Raw genomic sequence first — 16009 nt, 5'->3', positions numbered from 1 at the left:
TGAAAGTCGATGAACGAAATCGATTTTTACCGGTAAAATCAATGGATTTGTGCCATCAACCAAAAACTAGGCTGTGATTGGTCCGGCCGATTTAAGTGAGGTTATTTAAAAATGTTGAATGAAGAAGTCGTTACTAACCAAGTGAATTTTGACGAAACGGACACCCAAGCGGTCACGGCCGTGCGGATGCTCAGCATGGACATGATTTCGCGGGCCCACTCTGGTCACCCCGGGTTGCCGCTGGGGGCAGCGCCCATGGCGTACGTACTGTTCTCACGGCATTTGCGGGTCGACCCGTCCTTCCCGCAATGGTTCAATCGGGATCGCTTCGTGTTGTCCGCGGGCCACGGCTCGGCCATGCTCTACAGCCTGTTGCACCTGAGTGGTTTTGCGTTGGGCCGCGATGACCTGATGAATTTCCGCCAATTGGGTAGCAAGACGCCGGGCCATCCGGAAGTTGGGGTGACGCCGGGGGTCGATGCCACGACCGGTCCACTGGGCCAAGGCATTGGCATGGCCGTTGGGATGGCAATGGCCGAAAGTCATTTGCGGGCCGAATACAACCAGCCGGACCTAAACGTGGTCGATCACTACACCTATGCGTTGTGTGGGGACGGGGACCTGATGGAAGGGGTCGCCGCCGAAGCTGCCAGTTTGGCCGGTCAATTACAATTGCACAAACTGATCGTCTTGTATGACTCCAATGATATTTCCCTAGACGGCCCGCTCAGCAACGCCTGCCGTGATGATGTGGCGGCACGGTTTGAGAGCTACGGCTGGAACTACCTGCGTGTGGATGACGGTGAGGACCTTGCCGCCATCGACCGGGCCATTCGCCTGGCGAAAAATGCCCAAAGCGGGCCAACGTTGATCGAAGTCAAGACGCAGATCGGGGCCGGGAGCCCCAACGCCGGCACGAACAAGGTGCACGGTGCCCCGCTCAGTGAAGCGGATCTGGCAACGACGCGGGCCAACTACAACTGGCACTGTGATCCGTTCACGGTCCCAGCAACGGTCCACGAACGCTTCATGACCACCATCAAGGCACGGGGTTGGGCCAGTCATCAGGAATGGTCGAACTTGGTGGCTCGCTACTCCGACGTCCAACCGGAATTGGCAGCCCGCTTTGCCCAAGGCGTCAGCAAGACCGTTCCCGACGATTTGGCCGACCAGCTGCCGACCTATTACAAGAAGGATAAATTGGCGTCGCGGGCCAGCGGTAGCGAGGTCTTACAGAAGTTGAGCGCCGCCTTGCCTAATCTCTGGGGAGGTTCCGCGGACCTGTTTAGCTCGAATAAAACGGCAGTGGCCGATAGCAACCGTTTCAGCGCAACCAATCCGCAAGGCAAGAACTTATGGTTTGGCGTCCGGGAATTCGCGGAAGCCGCGGCCATGAACGGCATCGCCTTGCACGGCGGTACTCAAGTCTACGGGTCGACCTTCTTCGTCTTCTCGGACTACATGAAGCCCGCCATTCGCTTGGCCGCACTGCAGCATTTACCCGTGACCTACGTCTTCACCCATGATTCCCTAGCCGTAGGGGAAGATGGGCCGACACACGAACCGGTGGAACAATTAGCCGCTTTGCGGGCGATCCCCGGGTTAACGGTCTACCGACCAGCCGATGGCAATGAGACCGCGGCCGCTTGGTTAGCCGCGGTGCAAGCGACGGACCATCCCACGGCTATCGTCTTGTCCCGGCAAGGCTTGGCAACACTGCCTAAGCCCGCTGCAGTCAAGGCTGGGGTCAAGCGGGGCGGTTACGTGGTCGCCGATGCCCACGACCAAGCCGAAGGTATTTTGATGGCCTCCGGGTCTGAAGTAAATCTGGCGTTAGCAGCCCAGGAAAAATTAAGCGAATTGGGTCACGACGTGCGGGTCGTGTCCATTCCAAGCTTTGAACGCTTCAATGCCCAATCGGCGGATTACCGTGAACGAATCTTACCGTCACACTTACGCCGCCGGGTCGCCGTCGAAATGGCTAGTGGCTTGGGCTGGTGCCAATACACCGGCCTAGACGGCACCATGTTGACCCAAGAACAATTCGGTGCCAGTGGCCCAGGCGAGGCCGTCACAGCCATGGCCGGCTTCACGCCAGAACGCGTGGTAGAAGCCTACCTGGCACTTTAAGCAAGCGTTCGGGGAATGAACGTTATCGGAAAATAGGGTGTTCGCCAAACGAGAGTGAGCTAAAAGCTGATTAGCCGGCGAGCATTAAGGCTGCTAGCCGAATAATCCTGGATTGTTTGGTGAACAGATTTAAGCGGAACCGGCTGCCTTTAAGCGCACGTTTCAGCTACGTAAAGGTGACGCGAACGGGCCTGGGAGGTTTTGTCCCAGGCCCGTTTTGGCTTTTGGGGGGTAAATGGGTGCCTTCCCCCCGCAGACTGCCAGCCTAGTATTTGCGCAACGGGTGGCGACGGTGTGGTCAACTTTCAGCAGTAACCCCAAATCCCGAAAACCGGCAAAAAAATCCCGAAAGGTGGCGGGATAATCTAGTAAGTTGGTTGAATTATTGGTATATTGGGGGTAAAGATACTGGAGGCGGTTTTTAATGGAAATTCGACGGATCAAGGTACCGACGGCGCTTGTCTGGTCAGCACCAACGGCCGTAACAAAAACAGATCGACCTTACTTGAAGAATGGGGACCTGACGGCGTGGTTAGCTAGCCTGAAGCCCGCAGAAAAGGAACAGCTGGCCGACCGTAATCGAACGGTGACCGAGGCGTTATTCAACGACCGAGTCATTTTAGACCGAATCGAGGGTGAATGGGCCCACGTCTTTGTCACGCGGCAGACGGGGCGTCAGGAACGGCGCGGCTATCCGGGCTGGCTGCCATTGACACAACTGACCGCCAGTGATGAGGAACTCGAATACCCAACGACGACGGTGCGGCTGGTCCACCCGGTCACGGCGTTGTTGGATGCTGACCGCAAGCCGTTGCTGGACTTGCCGCTGGGCACCATTTTAACCACGACGGGTCAGGATGCCGACTGGATTCAAGTCGTGACGCCACTGGGCCAAGGCTGGATCGCGGCCGATGCAGCTAAGTTGGGCGTCAATGGCGCAGATGATGGTCGCCGCCTCTTGATGTTAGGCCAACAGTTCATCGATACGCCTTATCTGTGGGGGGGCATCACGCCTCAGGGCTTTGACTGTTCCGGGTTGATCTATGCGCTACACCGGGCCTTGGGCTACACGATTCCCCGGGATACCCAGGACCAATTCGCCAACGGCTATCCTGTCGCCCCAGAGGAACTGGTGGCTGGTGACCTGGTCTTCTTCGCCCATGACCATGGCACGGGCCAAGCCCATCACGTCGGCATGTACGCCGGTAATGGCCACATGTTGCACGCACCGAAGCCGGGCAAGACCGTTGAAATTGCGCCCCTCACCACCAGCGAATTAGCGCCCGAATATGCCGGGGCTCGGCGTTTCTGGCAATAAACCGAAATTGAAGAATTTTCTAAGTTCATGGCAGGAACTCACGCAATTGGTGGGGACCTGCTATACTTGTTTCAAGGGGAAGTGACTCCCGAAATGAAAAGAGAGGGATTACTCATGAAGATAAAACGCGTTATTTTAAGTCTCGCCATTGTGGCCTTAGCCGTGGGCATTGGTGGGCAAACGTTCACGGTTCATGCCGATACCACGGATGCCACGACTGATACCAGTAGTACCAGCAGTTCCGCCACCAGCGGCAGTACGGTGCAGACCAAGGCGCTGTCCAAGGCCTACGTGGTCTACGGCGCTGGATTGGCCAGCGAGGACAAAGACGCCGTGGCGACGGCCTTGGGTGTTAAATCCAACTACACGGCCTTAACGGCAACGGGTAGTGACTACGCGCAGTATTTAAATTCAGCCGGGACCACTGATGCCAGCATGATCAGTTCCGTGGCGTTGGCCCCAGCTGATCCAGGGACCGGGGTCAAGGTCAACATTGCCAAATACAATGGCAGTAATAACATTACCGAAGTGACCTCCCAGCAGTACGCCATGGTGGCCACGATGGCCGGGGTCAAGGACGTGATCATCACGGTGACGGCCGACAAGTCCGTTTCCGGTGAATCAGCTTTGACCGGGGTCTACAAGGCTTTGGCGTCAGATGGATTAACGTTGAACTCAGAAAACACGCAGGCGGCCAACGGTGTCTTGGATGCCACCCAGCCGGCGATTGACTCGAACAGCAGCAATAAGAAGTATCCTGGGAAGTTGATGTCAGCTGTCGGTTCTGTTTCCTCAGACCTGGCCAAGCAACGGCAAAACGGCGATGACCTGGCCACCAAGGCAGACATTGAAGAGATGCTGAAAAAGGCCTTGGCCAAGCAGGGAATCGACGGGCAAACCAGCGCCACGCAGATTACCAACATCGCGATTGCCCTGAGCAAGGTGCAACAAGCGCCGGTCTCCACCAGCAAGAATTACATCTCCAACGTCACCAATGTGGCCAATAACCTCGCCAATAGTATCGGTGATAAAATGGCTGGCGTGAAGGACTTCGCCAACAGCGCCGATGCCCAAAAAGCCGAGAACTTCATTGTGCAAATTTGGCAAAAGATCGTCAATTGGTTCAAGGGATTACTCGGTTAGAGGCAGTAAGAATAGTGACTTAACGAATAAACGGGCAGGTTTTGCCCGTTTTTTTGCGTCCAATTTTAAATTTCACAAGCTCGGCGGCTAGCAGAACAGTTGTAGGATACAGAAAGCGATAGCAATATTAACTTGTATTCTGCAAGTGGCAGTGAAATATCACAAATTTGGAAATCCGTGGCACGGACACGTAATCGGTTGATGAATGAAAAAGAACAAATGTTTTGATAGCGATGACCGCTAATTACTGATTTTAAGCGCTTTCAGCGGGACGAATCCTTTCAGAAAGGGCGAAGGGGAACGTCAGTTTATCGGCGAAAATCCGTAAATAATTCCTTAATATTTCACAATGAACTGGGAAAACGTGTGGTACTATTAGTTTGTGATTCGTATTGACTATGAACGACTGGGGCACGAACTCAATTTTTGGTTCAGCGACCCATGTTCAAATTTGTTCGAAAATCTAAAGTCATAAAAGGACGTGTTGGTGAAGATGAGTACAGGACAACGAAAAACAAAAGCAGTTGTTGGCGTCGTCGGTGCCATTGGGGCATTCGCGGCGGGGGCCACGATTACCGCAAATGCGGACAGCATCCAGGTAAAGCAAGGGGATACCGTGTGGGATCTTTCACAAAAACTCGGTGTTTCCGTTCAGGACTTAGAACAACAGAATTCAATCGATGCCAAGACCGATTTGATCTTCGTGGGGCAACGCCTGCAGGTGAAGTCGGCGAAGGCTACGCACAAGAGTTACACGGTTAAATCAGGCGATACGCTGTGGGATCTCGCCCAGACGTATCACGTGTCTGTTGCCCAATTACAAAAGGCGAATCACTTAACGGGCGACATGTTAAGTGTCGGTCAGAAGTTGACGATTCCACAAACTTCAGCAACCAAGACCGCCACGACTAGCACCACGCCTAAGACCAGTGCGACGCGGCAAACCACGCAGAAGGCTAACGCGGTGCAAGCCCAGATTGTGGCTGCCCAACAAGCCGCTGCTAGCAAACAAAAGCAGCAGGCCGCAACCAGCAGTCGGACCGTAACGTCACAATCGACCACTAGTCAAGCCTCTTCTTCGTCAACGCCGACAACGAGTCAGTCACAAACGGCGACGACCAAGGCCCAAAAGACGGCGGCTACGTCATCTAGCGCAACCAGTCAGTCAACAACCAAGTCCATGAAACACGCCAAGGTCGCACAAGCCGTTCAGCAGCCGTCTGCGGCCAAGGTCACGTCATCGACATCTGCCAGCAGTGAACCGGCACAAACGTCGTCAGCAACGTCACAAGCGGCTTCTACGACGACTTCCTCGACTAGTTCGACGGCTACCAGCCAAAGCCAGGCCACAACTAGCAGCGTGACGCCTACTCGGCGGAGTCGCATGGCCGCTCCGAAGACGGTAACGAGCCAGAGTCAAACAAGCAGTCAGTCCAGTCAAGCCCAGACTAGCCAAAGCCAACCAGCTACCAGTCAATCAACGACGTCGGTAGCCGCGAAGACGACCACGCAAACGGGCAGTCAAAACGCCACGGCCACCACGACCACCAAGAAGACCAAGCGTCTGAAGACGACCACGCGTTCGGCCGTCGCTCGGCAGGCGCCAACGGCTTCCAGTGCGCAAGGTACCACGACTTCCAGCAGTAGTGCGGCGGCTAGTGCTAGTTCAGTCGCTACCAGTACCAGCACCAAGAAGACGACCAGCAAGGCGGGGTTAACGTCGGGGTCAGTCACCGGATTAGCACTGAAATTGGCCTCGGCCAACATCCCTTACGTTTGGGGTGGCTCCTCATTGAGTGGGATGGACTGCTCCGGGTTGGTTGCGTATGTTTACCAACACGCCTTGGGCGTCAGCTTGCCCCACAACACGGTTTCTCAAGAAGCTTACGTGTCCACGCATTCCGTGGGTTCTGCCAAGCCAGGCGATATTTTGTTCTGGGGATCGAAGGGCGCAACCTACCACGACGCGATTTACTTAGGGAATAACCAATTCGTAGCGGCTCCAGAACCTGGACAAAACGTCAAGGTGCAGTCGATCAGCAAGTACTTCATGCCTTCCTTTGCCGGAACGTTGAAGTAGAGCGTTTTCAGGCCGACCGCCTGTTTTAGCCACTTTTAAAAAATCGCTGAAAAAAGTTTAGATTTTCGTTAACAAATCCGCGCCTAAGTGTTATGATTCTTTTTGTCATTTAGAGACATGAGCTAATCATAAATAAAACTAGGTTAAGGACGTGAGAAAGATGAGTAATCGAATTGAAATTCTGGAGGAATATCGTCGCGCTAATTCCCAATTAGCCACGTTAAAACGTCAGGAGTCAGAAAATGTTCATTCAAGTTCGGAAACGGTGCGAATTGAACCGCGGTACGGCGATGAGATGAACGACTTGACCAATAAGTGCGCTCAGCTGGACATGATCTTGGAAGCCATGGCGGCCTCCGAGGATTAATCTAAACCAAACTAAAAAAGAGGCTTCAACCAGTTTGTCGGTTGAAGCCTCTTTTGTTAGCGCCTGGCTTAAATCGTTAAATCGAACCAGAACGGGTATTGGGTGACACCCACGTAGACGTCAAAGAAGCGCCCACCCATTTCTTCGCCGTCGAGTTGCCCATATTCAATGGCCGGGACGGTGAGGTGGACCTTATCTGTCTGATAGTAGTGCACGGCTTTAGACGTTAAGTGCTTTTTAAAGACCAGCCGTAGCGCTAACCAGAGTAACTTGAAAAAGTTGGGCTTTTCAATCACCACGAGATGCAACTGGTGATCGGTGATCGTGGCGCCCGGCGCGATACCGACCCCGCCACCGAAGTAGGGATGGTTAGTTGTAGTTACCAAGAAGGCGTGTGGATAGATATCCCGTCGATTGCCAACGTGGACCGTGAGGGTGAATCCCGTTTGGTTGTAATATACATCTAACGCTGAGGCCAGGTAAGAAAGTGACCCCAAGTGGTGCTTGTTGAGCCAAACCTTCGCCTTCGACTGATTGGCTTGCGCAATGATGGCGGCGTCGAAGCCAATCCCCAAATTGTTGGTGAAGACGCCGCGCTCCTGCTTGATGGTTTCATTATAGGTGCCCACGTCATAAGTCGTGGCGTGGGTGCAGTGAATGATTTGGTCAAAGGCGTCTTCCCATTTCAAAGACAGGCCGGCGCCGCGAGCAAAGTCATTGCCAGAACCGATCGGGAGGTAGCTGACGGGAATCGGATAATCCCGATGGTGTTTCGTTAAACCGTTGATGGCCTCATGGAGAGTCCCATCACCACCGATGGCCAAAACGACCCAATCTTGGTGGGGTTCATCAGGGAGCTGTTTCGCGAATTGCTCGCTTAGAAGAACTGTGTGGTGGGGGTAGGCCGAGATTGCTAATTGGTAGGAGACCTGAGTCGCATCTAAGCGTTCTTTGATCTGAGGCCAAAGCGTACCGGCGTGACCGCTTCCCGCATGTTCATTTAGGATGATATAGAACTGGACACTCACCGTACTGCTCCTCTCAATTTTTAGTCCATTTCATTATAAACGAAAACGTCCGGGGTGCCTAGTGATTATCGCAGTCTTTCCATAGTTGTAACAAATTGGCCGGTCAACGGCTTCATCCGGAAACTTTGTGGGTGGGTAGAGATCAGCTGTTTATGGCTGACGAGGGTTCTACCGGTTCTGGGGAATGGTTCCAACCAAAGGACGTGCTTCGCGGCCGGGCGTCATTATCATTTACCAGCCCGTGGACTGTCATCTGGCACATGATACAACGCCACGCCCAGGATGGTGCTAGCTAGAGCGTGGTCACGACTATACGGGCCGAAGCCAAAGGGGCGGTCTCGACACCTCGCTTTGAGCCGAGGAGCACGTCTCAAAATGGCCTCATGGTCGAAACATGTGCCAACAGGCGCCTGGTTTCACCAATTTTAGGTGTCGGAACACCGTCGTTACGGCAATCAACGCGTTAATTTTAGGTTCAACTTTCAGTTAATGCCTAAAAAAAGGCCCGAGACAGTTGTCTCAGACCTTTAAGCGATTACTTTGTCATGATGAACATTGGCAGGATCATTGGGTGACGCTCGGTCTTCTCGAACAAGAAGTTTTGCAAGTCATCAATGACGGCGTTGCGAATCGAAGCCTCAGTGGCCTTAGGATTGCGCATTGCCCGGCGAATCGTTTGGAAGACGCGCCGGCGGCCTTCATTGAGCAGCTCACCGGATTCGCGCATGTAGACGAATCCACGGGAGAGCAGGTCAGGACCAGCCTTGATTTCTTGGTTCTTCAGATCGATGGTGGCCACCACGACCACTAGGCCTTCTTCAGAAAGTAACTGACGGTCGCGTAACACGACGTTGCCAATATCACCGATACCAGAGCCGTCGATGTAGACGTCACCGGCAGTGAAGTGGCCCGCGACTCGCGCTGAATCCTGAGTCAACGCTAACACGTCACCATTTTGCAGGATAAAGCTGTGGTCGAGTGGGACCCCACATTGTTCCGCCAACTCGGTGTGGATCTTTAACATCCGGTACTCCCCGTGAATCGGCATGAAGAACTTGGGCTTCATCAGCCGAAGCATCAGCTTCTGTTCTTCTTGGCCACCGTGACCGGAAGTGTGAATGTTATTGACCTTACCGTGAATGACGTTAGCGCCGGCTTCTTCCAGTTCGTTAATCACCCGGTTCACGGAAATTGTGTTCCCAGGAATTGGGTTACTGGAGAAGACCACGGTGTCGCCAGGTTGAATCGCAATCTGGCGGTGGGTCCCATTGGCGATCCGGGAAAGGGCCGCCATGGGTTCGCCTTGCGAGCCGGTACAGAGGATCATGACCTTGTTGGCCGGCATGGAGCGAATGGTGTTGGCGTCTACGAGCGCGTCGTCAGGGATGTTTAAGTACCCGAGTTCACGACCGTTGACGATTGCGGCTTCCATCGACCGGCCAAAGACGGCGATCTTCCGGCCGTGAGCCAATGCCGTTTCGCAGGCGGTCTCAATCCGGGAAATGTTGGAAGCGAAGGTCGCAAAGATGACCCGGCCCTCGACTTGGTCAAAAATCTTGCGGATGGATTTGCCCACCCATTTTTCTGACTTCGTCCAGATCGGGCGTTCAGCGTTCGTACTATCGGACATCAAGCACAAAACGCCTTCTTCGCCCAGCTTGGCCATCTTTTGCAGATCAGGCGGCTGGTTGGTGACGGGTGTTAAGTCGAACTTATAGTCACCCGTTTCCACAATGGTGCCGACTGGTGTGTGAACGGCGATTCCCAACGTGTCAGGAATGGAGTGGGTCGTCCGGAAGAAAGAAACGCTCATCTTCCGAAATTTGAGCACAGTGTCATCGTCAATTGTGTGTAGTTCAGTCGATTTAAGTAATCCGTGTTCTTCAAGCTTGTTTTTGATCAATGCTAAGGCTAATGGCCCCGCGTAAACGGGGACGTTGAGCGCTTTGAGTAAATAAGGAATCCCGCCAATATGGTCTTCGTGGCCGTGGGTGATCACTAGCGCCTTGATTTTGGCTTGGTTTTCAACGAGGTACTGGTAGTCGGGGATGACATAGTCAATTCCTAACAGTTCGTCCTCTGGAAATTTAATCCCGGCATCAATTAAGATGATTTCATCTTGAAATTGGATCCCATAGGTGTTTTTTCCGATTTCACCAAGTCCACCCACGCCAAAGATAGCGGTCTCGTTATTTTTGACGTTTAACTTGTTCATTCAGTGAACTCCGTTAATTTGTAATTCGGATTCTGTTGTTCGTAAGCTAAGGTGTTGCCTTCAATAGCTTCGATGAATTCGATATTGTGGTCCGTGTGGGCTTCCACTTGTGCCCGGGCTTCAACCTCGGTTGGGGCCTCCAGGTACAGAGAGTGCGTATCCTCGCGCTTAGGATTCCGCTTCTTATCTTCTTGGTAATATACTTTGTAAATCACAGACAAAACTCCTTCAATTTAAACGATTTAATTTACCGATTCGTGAGCGAACGATAGATTATTTATGTCCTGCCGAACTGCGGGTTGCTTACACAACAATTAGCACAATTTTAGCATAGTTTCAGCCGATTGTATAGAATTACCACTGGACGGGAAAACATGCTATGATTAAGCTAACGTGAAGTGAACGGAGGAGACGCCATGGCACTAATAGTAGAAATCGTGATTGGGATCATCATTGCCTTGGTTATTTATATCATGATTCACCGCATGATCGTCCAACGAGCGACGCGGATGGTCCGGCGAAATGCCCAAGATGAAACGGATGTCGCGGTCAAGGCGGCCTTGCAACGACTGGTCAATGATGATGTGTTGACGGAAGAAGAATGCCACATTACGTCGGCCGTCACGGTGGCGGACGTCTGGGGGCGTGGCGTCATGGCCTTTGAGTACGCGATGCCGATTGGCATGGACGCAAAACGACGGTTGCCGCAATTAGAAACGGCCTTTAATGAAGCTTTGGCCAGCTTTAGTGCTGACCACGACATCAAGGCAGTCGTCGCCGGGCCGGCCTTTGTGGTCAGTGATATTTGGCTGTACGAGGGCCAACTCCACGTCGACGTGGCATACCTGATGAACGAGTCGACCGTCGAGTACTTGAAAGATTTAAAGAAATTAAACGATCCGGCCGTCCGTGATCTCTAAAGATTGTTAAAATAATCACAATATAATGGAAGAAACGCGTTTATTGGGGAAGCCTGAATCGTCGATAAACGCGGTAGTAAGGCGCTTTTGACCCGTATCAGCGGGGTGAAAGCGCCTTTTTAGTAACGGTCAGTTAGTGAGCGAAGACGAGATGGCCTGAATCATGCGCTGTGCCAGCGGGGGATGTTGGTCGTGGTAGTGACGATATGGTGAACCCAATGGGGCGACAAAATTGGTTGAGACTAGGCGGGGTGACAGCACAAGGGGAGATACGACCATCGTTTTTTTCTAATTTGAGACGGGTTCTTCGGCTCGACCTGTCTGCCCTCAGCATTCCAACTCATCTCTAGCGAACGGTAAGGCGGCCAGCAACCACTATGCTGAATTTAGTGGCCAAAGAAAAAGAGCCTGGACAAATTGTCCAAGCTCACAAAGCCAATGTTAATAACGACTGCTGAAACGGGTACTACTCAATCATGACCATGTCATCGTCGCGGGCGAACGGTTCGTCCTTGTTGATGTGGTCGTAGAACAGCGTCCGGTGCATGTGGTCGATTTCGTGTTGGCAGACGATAGCGGGGTAATTCTTCAGGCGAACCTGATGCTTTTCTCCATTAACGTCGTAGTAACGCAGGGTGATGCGGTCGTGACGGGGCACGAAGCCGGGGACGTCGCGATCAACGGACAAGCAACCTTCACCCTCGGTCAAAGCGCCCATTTGGACGGATTCGGAAACGATGACCGGATTGATGATGACATCGGTGAAGGGGGACTTGCCGCCTTCTTCTGGGGCTGGAACCAAAACGGACGCCATCTTCTTGGAAACACCTACTTGAGGGGCAGCCAAACCGACGCCGGCGCGCAAACCATACTTCTTACATTGTTCTGGATCTTGCGAAACCACTAAATATTCCATTAAGTCCTTGGCGAGTTGTTGATCCTCCGCTGAGAGGGGGAACGTGACGTCCGCGGCCTCTTGGCGTAAGACGGGGTCACCGTCACGGACAATATCTTTCATGAGAAACACGAGCAATTACCTCCGCTTAAATTTAAATCTAGTTATTTTCCATTGTAACATACCCCCGAAAAGAAATGAAATGAAAAGAAAACGGTTTCTATTTTCAAAAAAAACCGAAAACAGATAATCACAACTGCGAGTAGGGATTTGGCCGGATCCCTTTATTTGTCACAATGAAAGGGCTTGCATGACTTCTGAAAAAATGGTACATTTTAAACGTAGTCAGGAAACGCAACGTTAACTCACTTTTAGTTAACAATTTCATATCAAGTGAAAGGAAAGTGTTACTTATGGCTAATGGAAGCAAACAGATTGTAGACTTTGCCAAAATCAAAGCTACGATGGCTGATCCGTATAAGCACCCGGTTCAAGTCATCAATGGAGATGGCAAGGTTGTTGATCCAGACACGTTGGCAAAATATTCAGATGACCAACTTGTTGACTTCATGAAGAAAATGGTTTGGGAGCGTACCTTACACGAACAAACAATGAACTTCTCCCGTCAGGGTCGCCTCGGTTTCTATGCTCCAACTGCCGGTGAGGAAGCCAGTGAAATGGGAAGTGTTACCGCATTTAAGGAACAAGACTTCCTGTTACCTGCATACCGTGATTTACCACAAATGATTCAACACGGTACTACCGTTGCAAAAGGTTTCTTATGGTCCAAGGGTCATGTTCAGGGTAACCAATATGAAAACCCTAACATGTTATTCCCACAAATTATCATTGGTGCCCAATACGCCGAAACTGCTGGTGTTGCTTTGGGTATCAAGAAGAACGGCGACAAAGACCGCGTAGCCTTTGTTTACACCGGTGATGGTGGTACTTCACAAGGTGACTGGTACGAAGGGATCAACTTCACCAGTGCTTACCAAGCACCTGCCGTATTCTTCGTTCAAAACAACGGTTGGGCTATTTCCGTTCCACGGAAGAAGCAAACCGGTGCCGAAACGTTAGCACAAAAGGCCGTTGCCATGGGTGTTCCTTCCGTCCAAGTTGATGGGATGGATATCGTGGCCGTTCACGAAGTTGCTAAGGCAGCCCGTGACTTTGCCGTTGCTGGTAATGGTCCAGTTGTTATTGAAACGTTAACTTACCGTTATGGTGCTCACTCCTCTGCTGGTGATGATCCTTCTCGTTACCGGACTAAGGAAGAAGAAAAGCCTTGGTTCGATGCAGATCCATTGATTCGTATGCGGAAGGTCTTAACTGACAAGGGCGTTTGGTCACAAGATCAAGAAGACAAGTTAGTTGAACAATACAAAGACGAATTCAAGGATGCTATGAAGGAAGCTGAAGCAGCACCTGCACAAAAGGTTTCTGACTTCTTGAAGTGGACTTACAATGTTCCTACTCCAGCCGTTAAGAAACAAATTGCAGAATTCGAAGCAAAGGAGTCGAAGTAATCATGGCTAAAATGACTTATATCAAAGCGATCACTTCTGGTCTGGATCAAGTCTTAGCGGATGATCCTAAGACATTGATCTTCGGTGAAGATGTTGGTAAAAACGGTGGTGTGTTCCGGACTACTGTTGACTTACAAGACAAGTACGGCGAAGACCGGGTCTTCGATACCCCACTTGCTGAATCCGGTATCTTAGGTTTAGCTATTGGTTTATCCTTAACTGGCTGGCGGCCAATTCCTGAAATCCAATTCATGGGCTTCACGTTCGAAGCAATGGATGGGATTGTTGGCCAATTGGCTCGTGACCACTACCGGTTCGGTGGCCAAAAGAACTTCCCTGTTACTATCCGTACGCCATTTGGTGGTGGGACTCACACCGCTGAAATGCACGCCGATAACTTGGAAAACTACTTTGTTAGCACCCCAGGTCTGCGGGTTGTTACCGCATCAAACCCATACGATGCTAAGGGCTTAGTCATCTCCGCTATCGAAAGCGACGATCCAGTTCTGTTCATGGAAAACTTGAAACTTTACCGTTCAATGAAGGATGAAGTTCCAGATGACAAGTACACTGTTCCGTTGGACTCTGCTAAGGTTGTTCGCGAAGGTACTGATATTACCCTCGTGGCCTACAGTGCTGAAGTCAACGAAGCCTTGACCGCTGCCGATGCTTTAGCTAAGGACAACATCTCTGCTGAAGTCATTGACCTGCGTTCCTTGTCACCAATTGACACTGATACGATCTACGCTTCCATTGACAAGACCCACAAGGTTGTTGTCATTCAAGAAGCACAACGGATGGCCGGTGTCGGCGCCGTGGTTGCATCAGACATTGCTGAAGACAAGATCATGTCATTGGATGCCCCAATTGGCCGGGTAGCTGCTCCAGATAGCGTTTACCCATTTGCCCAAGCTGAAAATGACTGGATCCCTAACTCCGATGATATCGAAGCTAAGGCTCGCGAAATCTTCAACTACTAAAATTAACATCTAAACATTAAACGATAAAATTAACGATGTGGGAGACATCCTGCATTAGATGAAAGAAAGGAAGTTTTCCCATGGCTTATACGTTCAAACTCCCAGAGCTTGGTGAAGGAATGGCCGAAGGCGAAATTTCTTCATGGCTTGTTAAAGAAGGAGACGCAGTTAAGGAAGACGACACGTTAGTCGAAATCCAAAACGATAAGTCTGTTTCGGAATTACCATCACCCGTTGCTGGTACTGTATCACAAATTGTTGCACAAGAAGGGGACACTGTTGAAATTGGCGATCCACTGATCGTTATTGACGATGGTTCAGATACCCCTGCTGACTTGAGCAAAGCTAGCGACTCTGCAGACGACGCTCCAGCTGAAGAAGCTGCGCCAGAACCAGAAGCTGCCCCAGCTCCAGCAGCACCTGCTGCTCCAGCTGCCGCTCCTACCGGTGTGCCTGCTGCTTCAGATCCAAACAAGTTAGTTATGGCAATGCCATCTGTTCGTCAATACGCACGTGACAAGGGCGTTGACATTACCCAGGTTGCCCCAACCGGGAACCACGGACAAGTGTTGAAGGCTGACATCGACAACTTCAATGGCGCCGCTGCACCTGCAGCCGCTGCTGCTCCAGCTGCCGAAGCCGGTGGCAAGGCCGTTGCTGGTCAAGCTATCAAGCCTTGGAACGCTGACAACCCAGATCTGGAAACTCGTGAACCAATGTCACCAATGCGGAAGATCATTGCCAAGAGCATGCGGACTTCCAAGGACATTGCGCCTCACGTAACGTCATTTGACGAAGTTGAAGTATCTGCTTTGATGGCTAACCGCAAGAAGTACAAGCAAGCCGCTGCTGACAGAGACATTCACTTGACCTTCTTACCTTACATTGTTAAGGCCTTGGTTGCCGTTATGAAGAAGTACCCTGAATTGAATGCATCAATCGATGACACGACTCAGGAAATCGTCTACAAGCACTACTACAACATTGGTATCGCTACCAACACTGATGATGGTCTTTACGTACCAAACATCAAGGCTGCCGATTCCAAGGGTATGTTCGAAATTGCCAAGGAAATCACTGAAAACACGCAAGCTGCTTACGACAACAAGTTAAGCCCAGCTTCCATGGCCGGTGGTTCCATCACGATTTCTAACGTCGGCTCAATCGGTGGTGGCTGGTTCACACCAGTTATCAACCAACCTGAAGTTGCGATTTTAGGTGTTGGTCGGATTGAAAAGGCCCCTGTAGTTAACGAAGATGGCGACATCGTTGTTGGCCGCATGTTGAAGCTTTCTCTGAGTTACGATCACCGTCTGATTGATGGTGCCTTAGCTCAAAATATTTTGAACGACATGAAGGCATTGTTACATGATCCTGCAATGTTGTTAATGGAAGGGTAGGAAT

General features: G+C 51.5%; 13 protein-coding genes. 9 read left to right on the top strand and 4 right to left on the bottom strand.

The window, feature by feature from the left end; translation table 11 throughout:
• Nucleotides 1-111: 111 nt before the first annotated feature.
• The 5 genes from tkt (at nt 112) to EGT51_RS10620 (ending at nt 7038) form a co-directional block, all read left to right on the top strand.
• Nucleotides 112-2130 carry a transketolase gene (gene tkt / locus EGT51_RS10640; protein ID WP_135368685.1) on the top strand — a complete coding sequence of 673 codons (2019 nt, stop codon included), beginning with the start codon at nt 112-114 and terminating at the stop codon, nt 2128-2130.
• 424 nt (nt 2131-2554) lie between these two features.
• Nucleotides 2555-3448: a C40 family peptidase gene (locus EGT51_RS10635; protein WP_135368684.1), complete on the top strand. Its 894-nt coding sequence runs from the start codon at nt 2555-2557 to the stop codon at nt 3446-3448.
• A gap of 114 nt (nt 3449-3562) precedes the next feature.
• Nucleotides 3563-4591: a DUF1002 domain-containing protein gene (locus tag EGT51_RS10630; RefSeq protein WP_135368683.1), complete on the top strand. Its 1029-nt coding sequence runs from the start codon at nt 3563-3565 to the stop codon at nt 4589-4591.
• Nucleotides 4592-5084: 493 nt separating this feature from the next.
• Nucleotides 5085-6671 (top strand): LysM peptidoglycan-binding domain-containing protein, encoded by a 1587-nt coding sequence (locus EGT51_RS10625; protein ID WP_167850196.1) that lies wholly within the window; start codon nt 5085-5087, stop codon nt 6669-6671.
• A 160-nt stretch (nt 6672-6831) separates the two neighbouring features.
• Nucleotides 6832-7038, top strand: coding sequence for a hypothetical protein (locus EGT51_RS10620; protein WP_135368682.1), 207 nt, complete (start codon nt 6832-6834; stop codon nt 7036-7038).
• 68 nt (nt 7039-7106) lie between these two features.
• Here the strand turns inward: EGT51_RS10620 and EGT51_RS10615 are convergent, their stop codons facing one another.
• The 3 genes from EGT51_RS10615 to EGT51_RS10605 all read right to left on the bottom strand — a co-directional run bounded on the left by EGT51_RS10615 (nt 7107) and on the right by EGT51_RS10605 (nt 10496).
• Nucleotides 7107-8066 (bottom strand): diacylglycerol/lipid kinase family protein, encoded by a 960-nt coding sequence (locus EGT51_RS10615; RefSeq protein ID WP_135368681.1) that lies wholly within the window; start codon nt 8064-8066, stop codon nt 7107-7109.
• A gap of 535 nt (nt 8067-8601) precedes the next feature.
• Complete coding sequence (rnjA, locus tag EGT51_RS10610) at nt 8602-10281, bottom strand: ribonuclease J1 (protein WP_135368680.1); 1680 nt, start codon at nt 10279-10281, stop codon at nt 8602-8604.
• A complete protein-coding gene (locus EGT51_RS10605; protein ID WP_135368679.1) occupies nt 10278-10496 on the bottom strand; it encodes a DNA-directed RNA polymerase subunit epsilon in 219 nt (72 codons plus the stop codon). The genes rnjA and EGT51_RS10605 overlap by 4 nt, the downstream gene beginning before the upstream one ends.
• Nucleotides 10497-10697: 201 nt before the next feature.
• Between EGT51_RS10605 and EGT51_RS10600 the strand changes: the two genes are divergently transcribed.
• Nucleotides 10698-11201: a hypothetical protein gene (locus EGT51_RS10600; RefSeq protein WP_135368678.1), complete on the top strand. Its 504-nt coding sequence runs from the start codon at nt 10698-10700 to the stop codon at nt 11199-11201.
• 466 nt (nt 11202-11667) lie between these two features.
• On the opposite strand, the gene def is transcribed toward EGT51_RS10600, so the two are convergent.
• Complete coding sequence (gene def / locus EGT51_RS10595; protein ID WP_135368677.1) at nt 11668-12228, bottom strand: peptide deformylase; 561 nt, start codon at nt 12226-12228, stop codon at nt 11668-11670.
• Between the two features lie 281 nt (nt 12229-12509).
• Here def and pdhA point away from each other — a divergent pair, with 281 nt between their 5' ends.
• The 3 genes from pdhA to EGT51_RS10580 all read left to right on the top strand — a co-directional run bounded on the left by pdhA (nt 12510) and on the right by EGT51_RS10580 (nt 16005).
• The gene (gene pdhA, locus EGT51_RS10590) at nt 12510-13625 is read left to right on the top strand and encodes a pyruvate dehydrogenase (acetyl-transferring) E1 component subunit alpha (protein WP_135368676.1); all 1116 of its coding nucleotides are present in this window, start codon (nt 12510-12512) and stop codon (nt 13623-13625) included.
• A gap of 2 nt (nt 13626-13627) precedes the next feature.
• Nucleotides 13628-14605 carry an alpha-ketoacid dehydrogenase subunit beta gene (locus EGT51_RS10585; RefSeq protein WP_135368675.1) on the top strand — a complete coding sequence of 326 codons (978 nt, stop codon included), beginning with the start codon at nt 13628-13630 and terminating at the stop codon, nt 14603-14605.
• An 80-nt stretch (nt 14606-14685) separates the two neighbouring features.
• Nucleotides 14686-16005: a dihydrolipoamide acetyltransferase family protein gene (locus EGT51_RS10580; RefSeq protein ID WP_135368674.1), complete on the top strand. Its 1320-nt coding sequence runs from the start codon at nt 14686-14688 to the stop codon at nt 16003-16005.
• Nucleotides 16006-16009 lie beyond the last annotated feature (4 nt).

Source organism: Levilactobacillus suantsaiihabitans, assembly GCF_004745505.1.
In the GTDB taxonomy this organism is placed as follows: Bacteria; Bacillota; Bacilli; order Lactobacillales; family Lactobacillaceae; genus Levilactobacillus; species Levilactobacillus suantsaiihabitans.
The sequence above is the reverse complement of the archived record's forward strand: the minus strand, read 5'-3'. Positions and strand labels throughout refer to the sequence as shown.

Excerpts from the sequence above, each read along its gene's own strand:
- tkt (WP_135368685.1), top strand. The coding sequence starts at position 112 with ATGTTGAATGAAGAAGTCGTTACTAACCAAGTGAATTTTGACGAAACG.
- EGT51_RS10635 (WP_135368684.1), top strand. The coding sequence starts at position 2,555 with ATGGAAATTCGACGGATCAAGGTACCGACGGCGCTTGTCTGGTCAGCA.
- EGT51_RS10630 (WP_135368683.1), top strand. The coding sequence starts at position 3,563 with ATGAAGATAAAACGCGTTATTTTAAGTCTCGCCATTGTGGCCTTAGCC.
- EGT51_RS10625 (WP_167850196.1), top strand. The coding sequence starts at position 5,085 with ATGAGTACAGGACAACGAAAAACAAAAGCAGTTGTTGGCGTCGTCGGT.
- EGT51_RS10620 (WP_135368682.1), top strand. The coding sequence starts at position 6,832 with ATGAGTAATCGAATTGAAATTCTGGAGGAATATCGTCGCGCTAATTCC.
- rnjA (WP_135368680.1), bottom strand. The coding sequence starts at position 10,281 with ATGAACAAGTTAAACGTCAAAAATAACGAGACCGCTATCTTTGGCGTG.
- EGT51_RS10600 (WP_135368678.1), top strand. The coding sequence starts at position 10,698 with ATGGCACTAATAGTAGAAATCGTGATTGGGATCATCATTGCCTTGGTT.
- pdhA (WP_135368676.1), top strand. The coding sequence starts at position 12,510 with ATGGCTAATGGAAGCAAACAGATTGTAGACTTTGCCAAAATCAAAGCT.
- EGT51_RS10585 (WP_135368675.1), top strand. The coding sequence starts at position 13,628 with ATGGCTAAAATGACTTATATCAAAGCGATCACTTCTGGTCTGGATCAA.
- EGT51_RS10580 (WP_135368674.1), top strand. The coding sequence starts at position 14,686 with ATGGCTTATACGTTCAAACTCCCAGAGCTTGGTGAAGGAATGGCCGAA.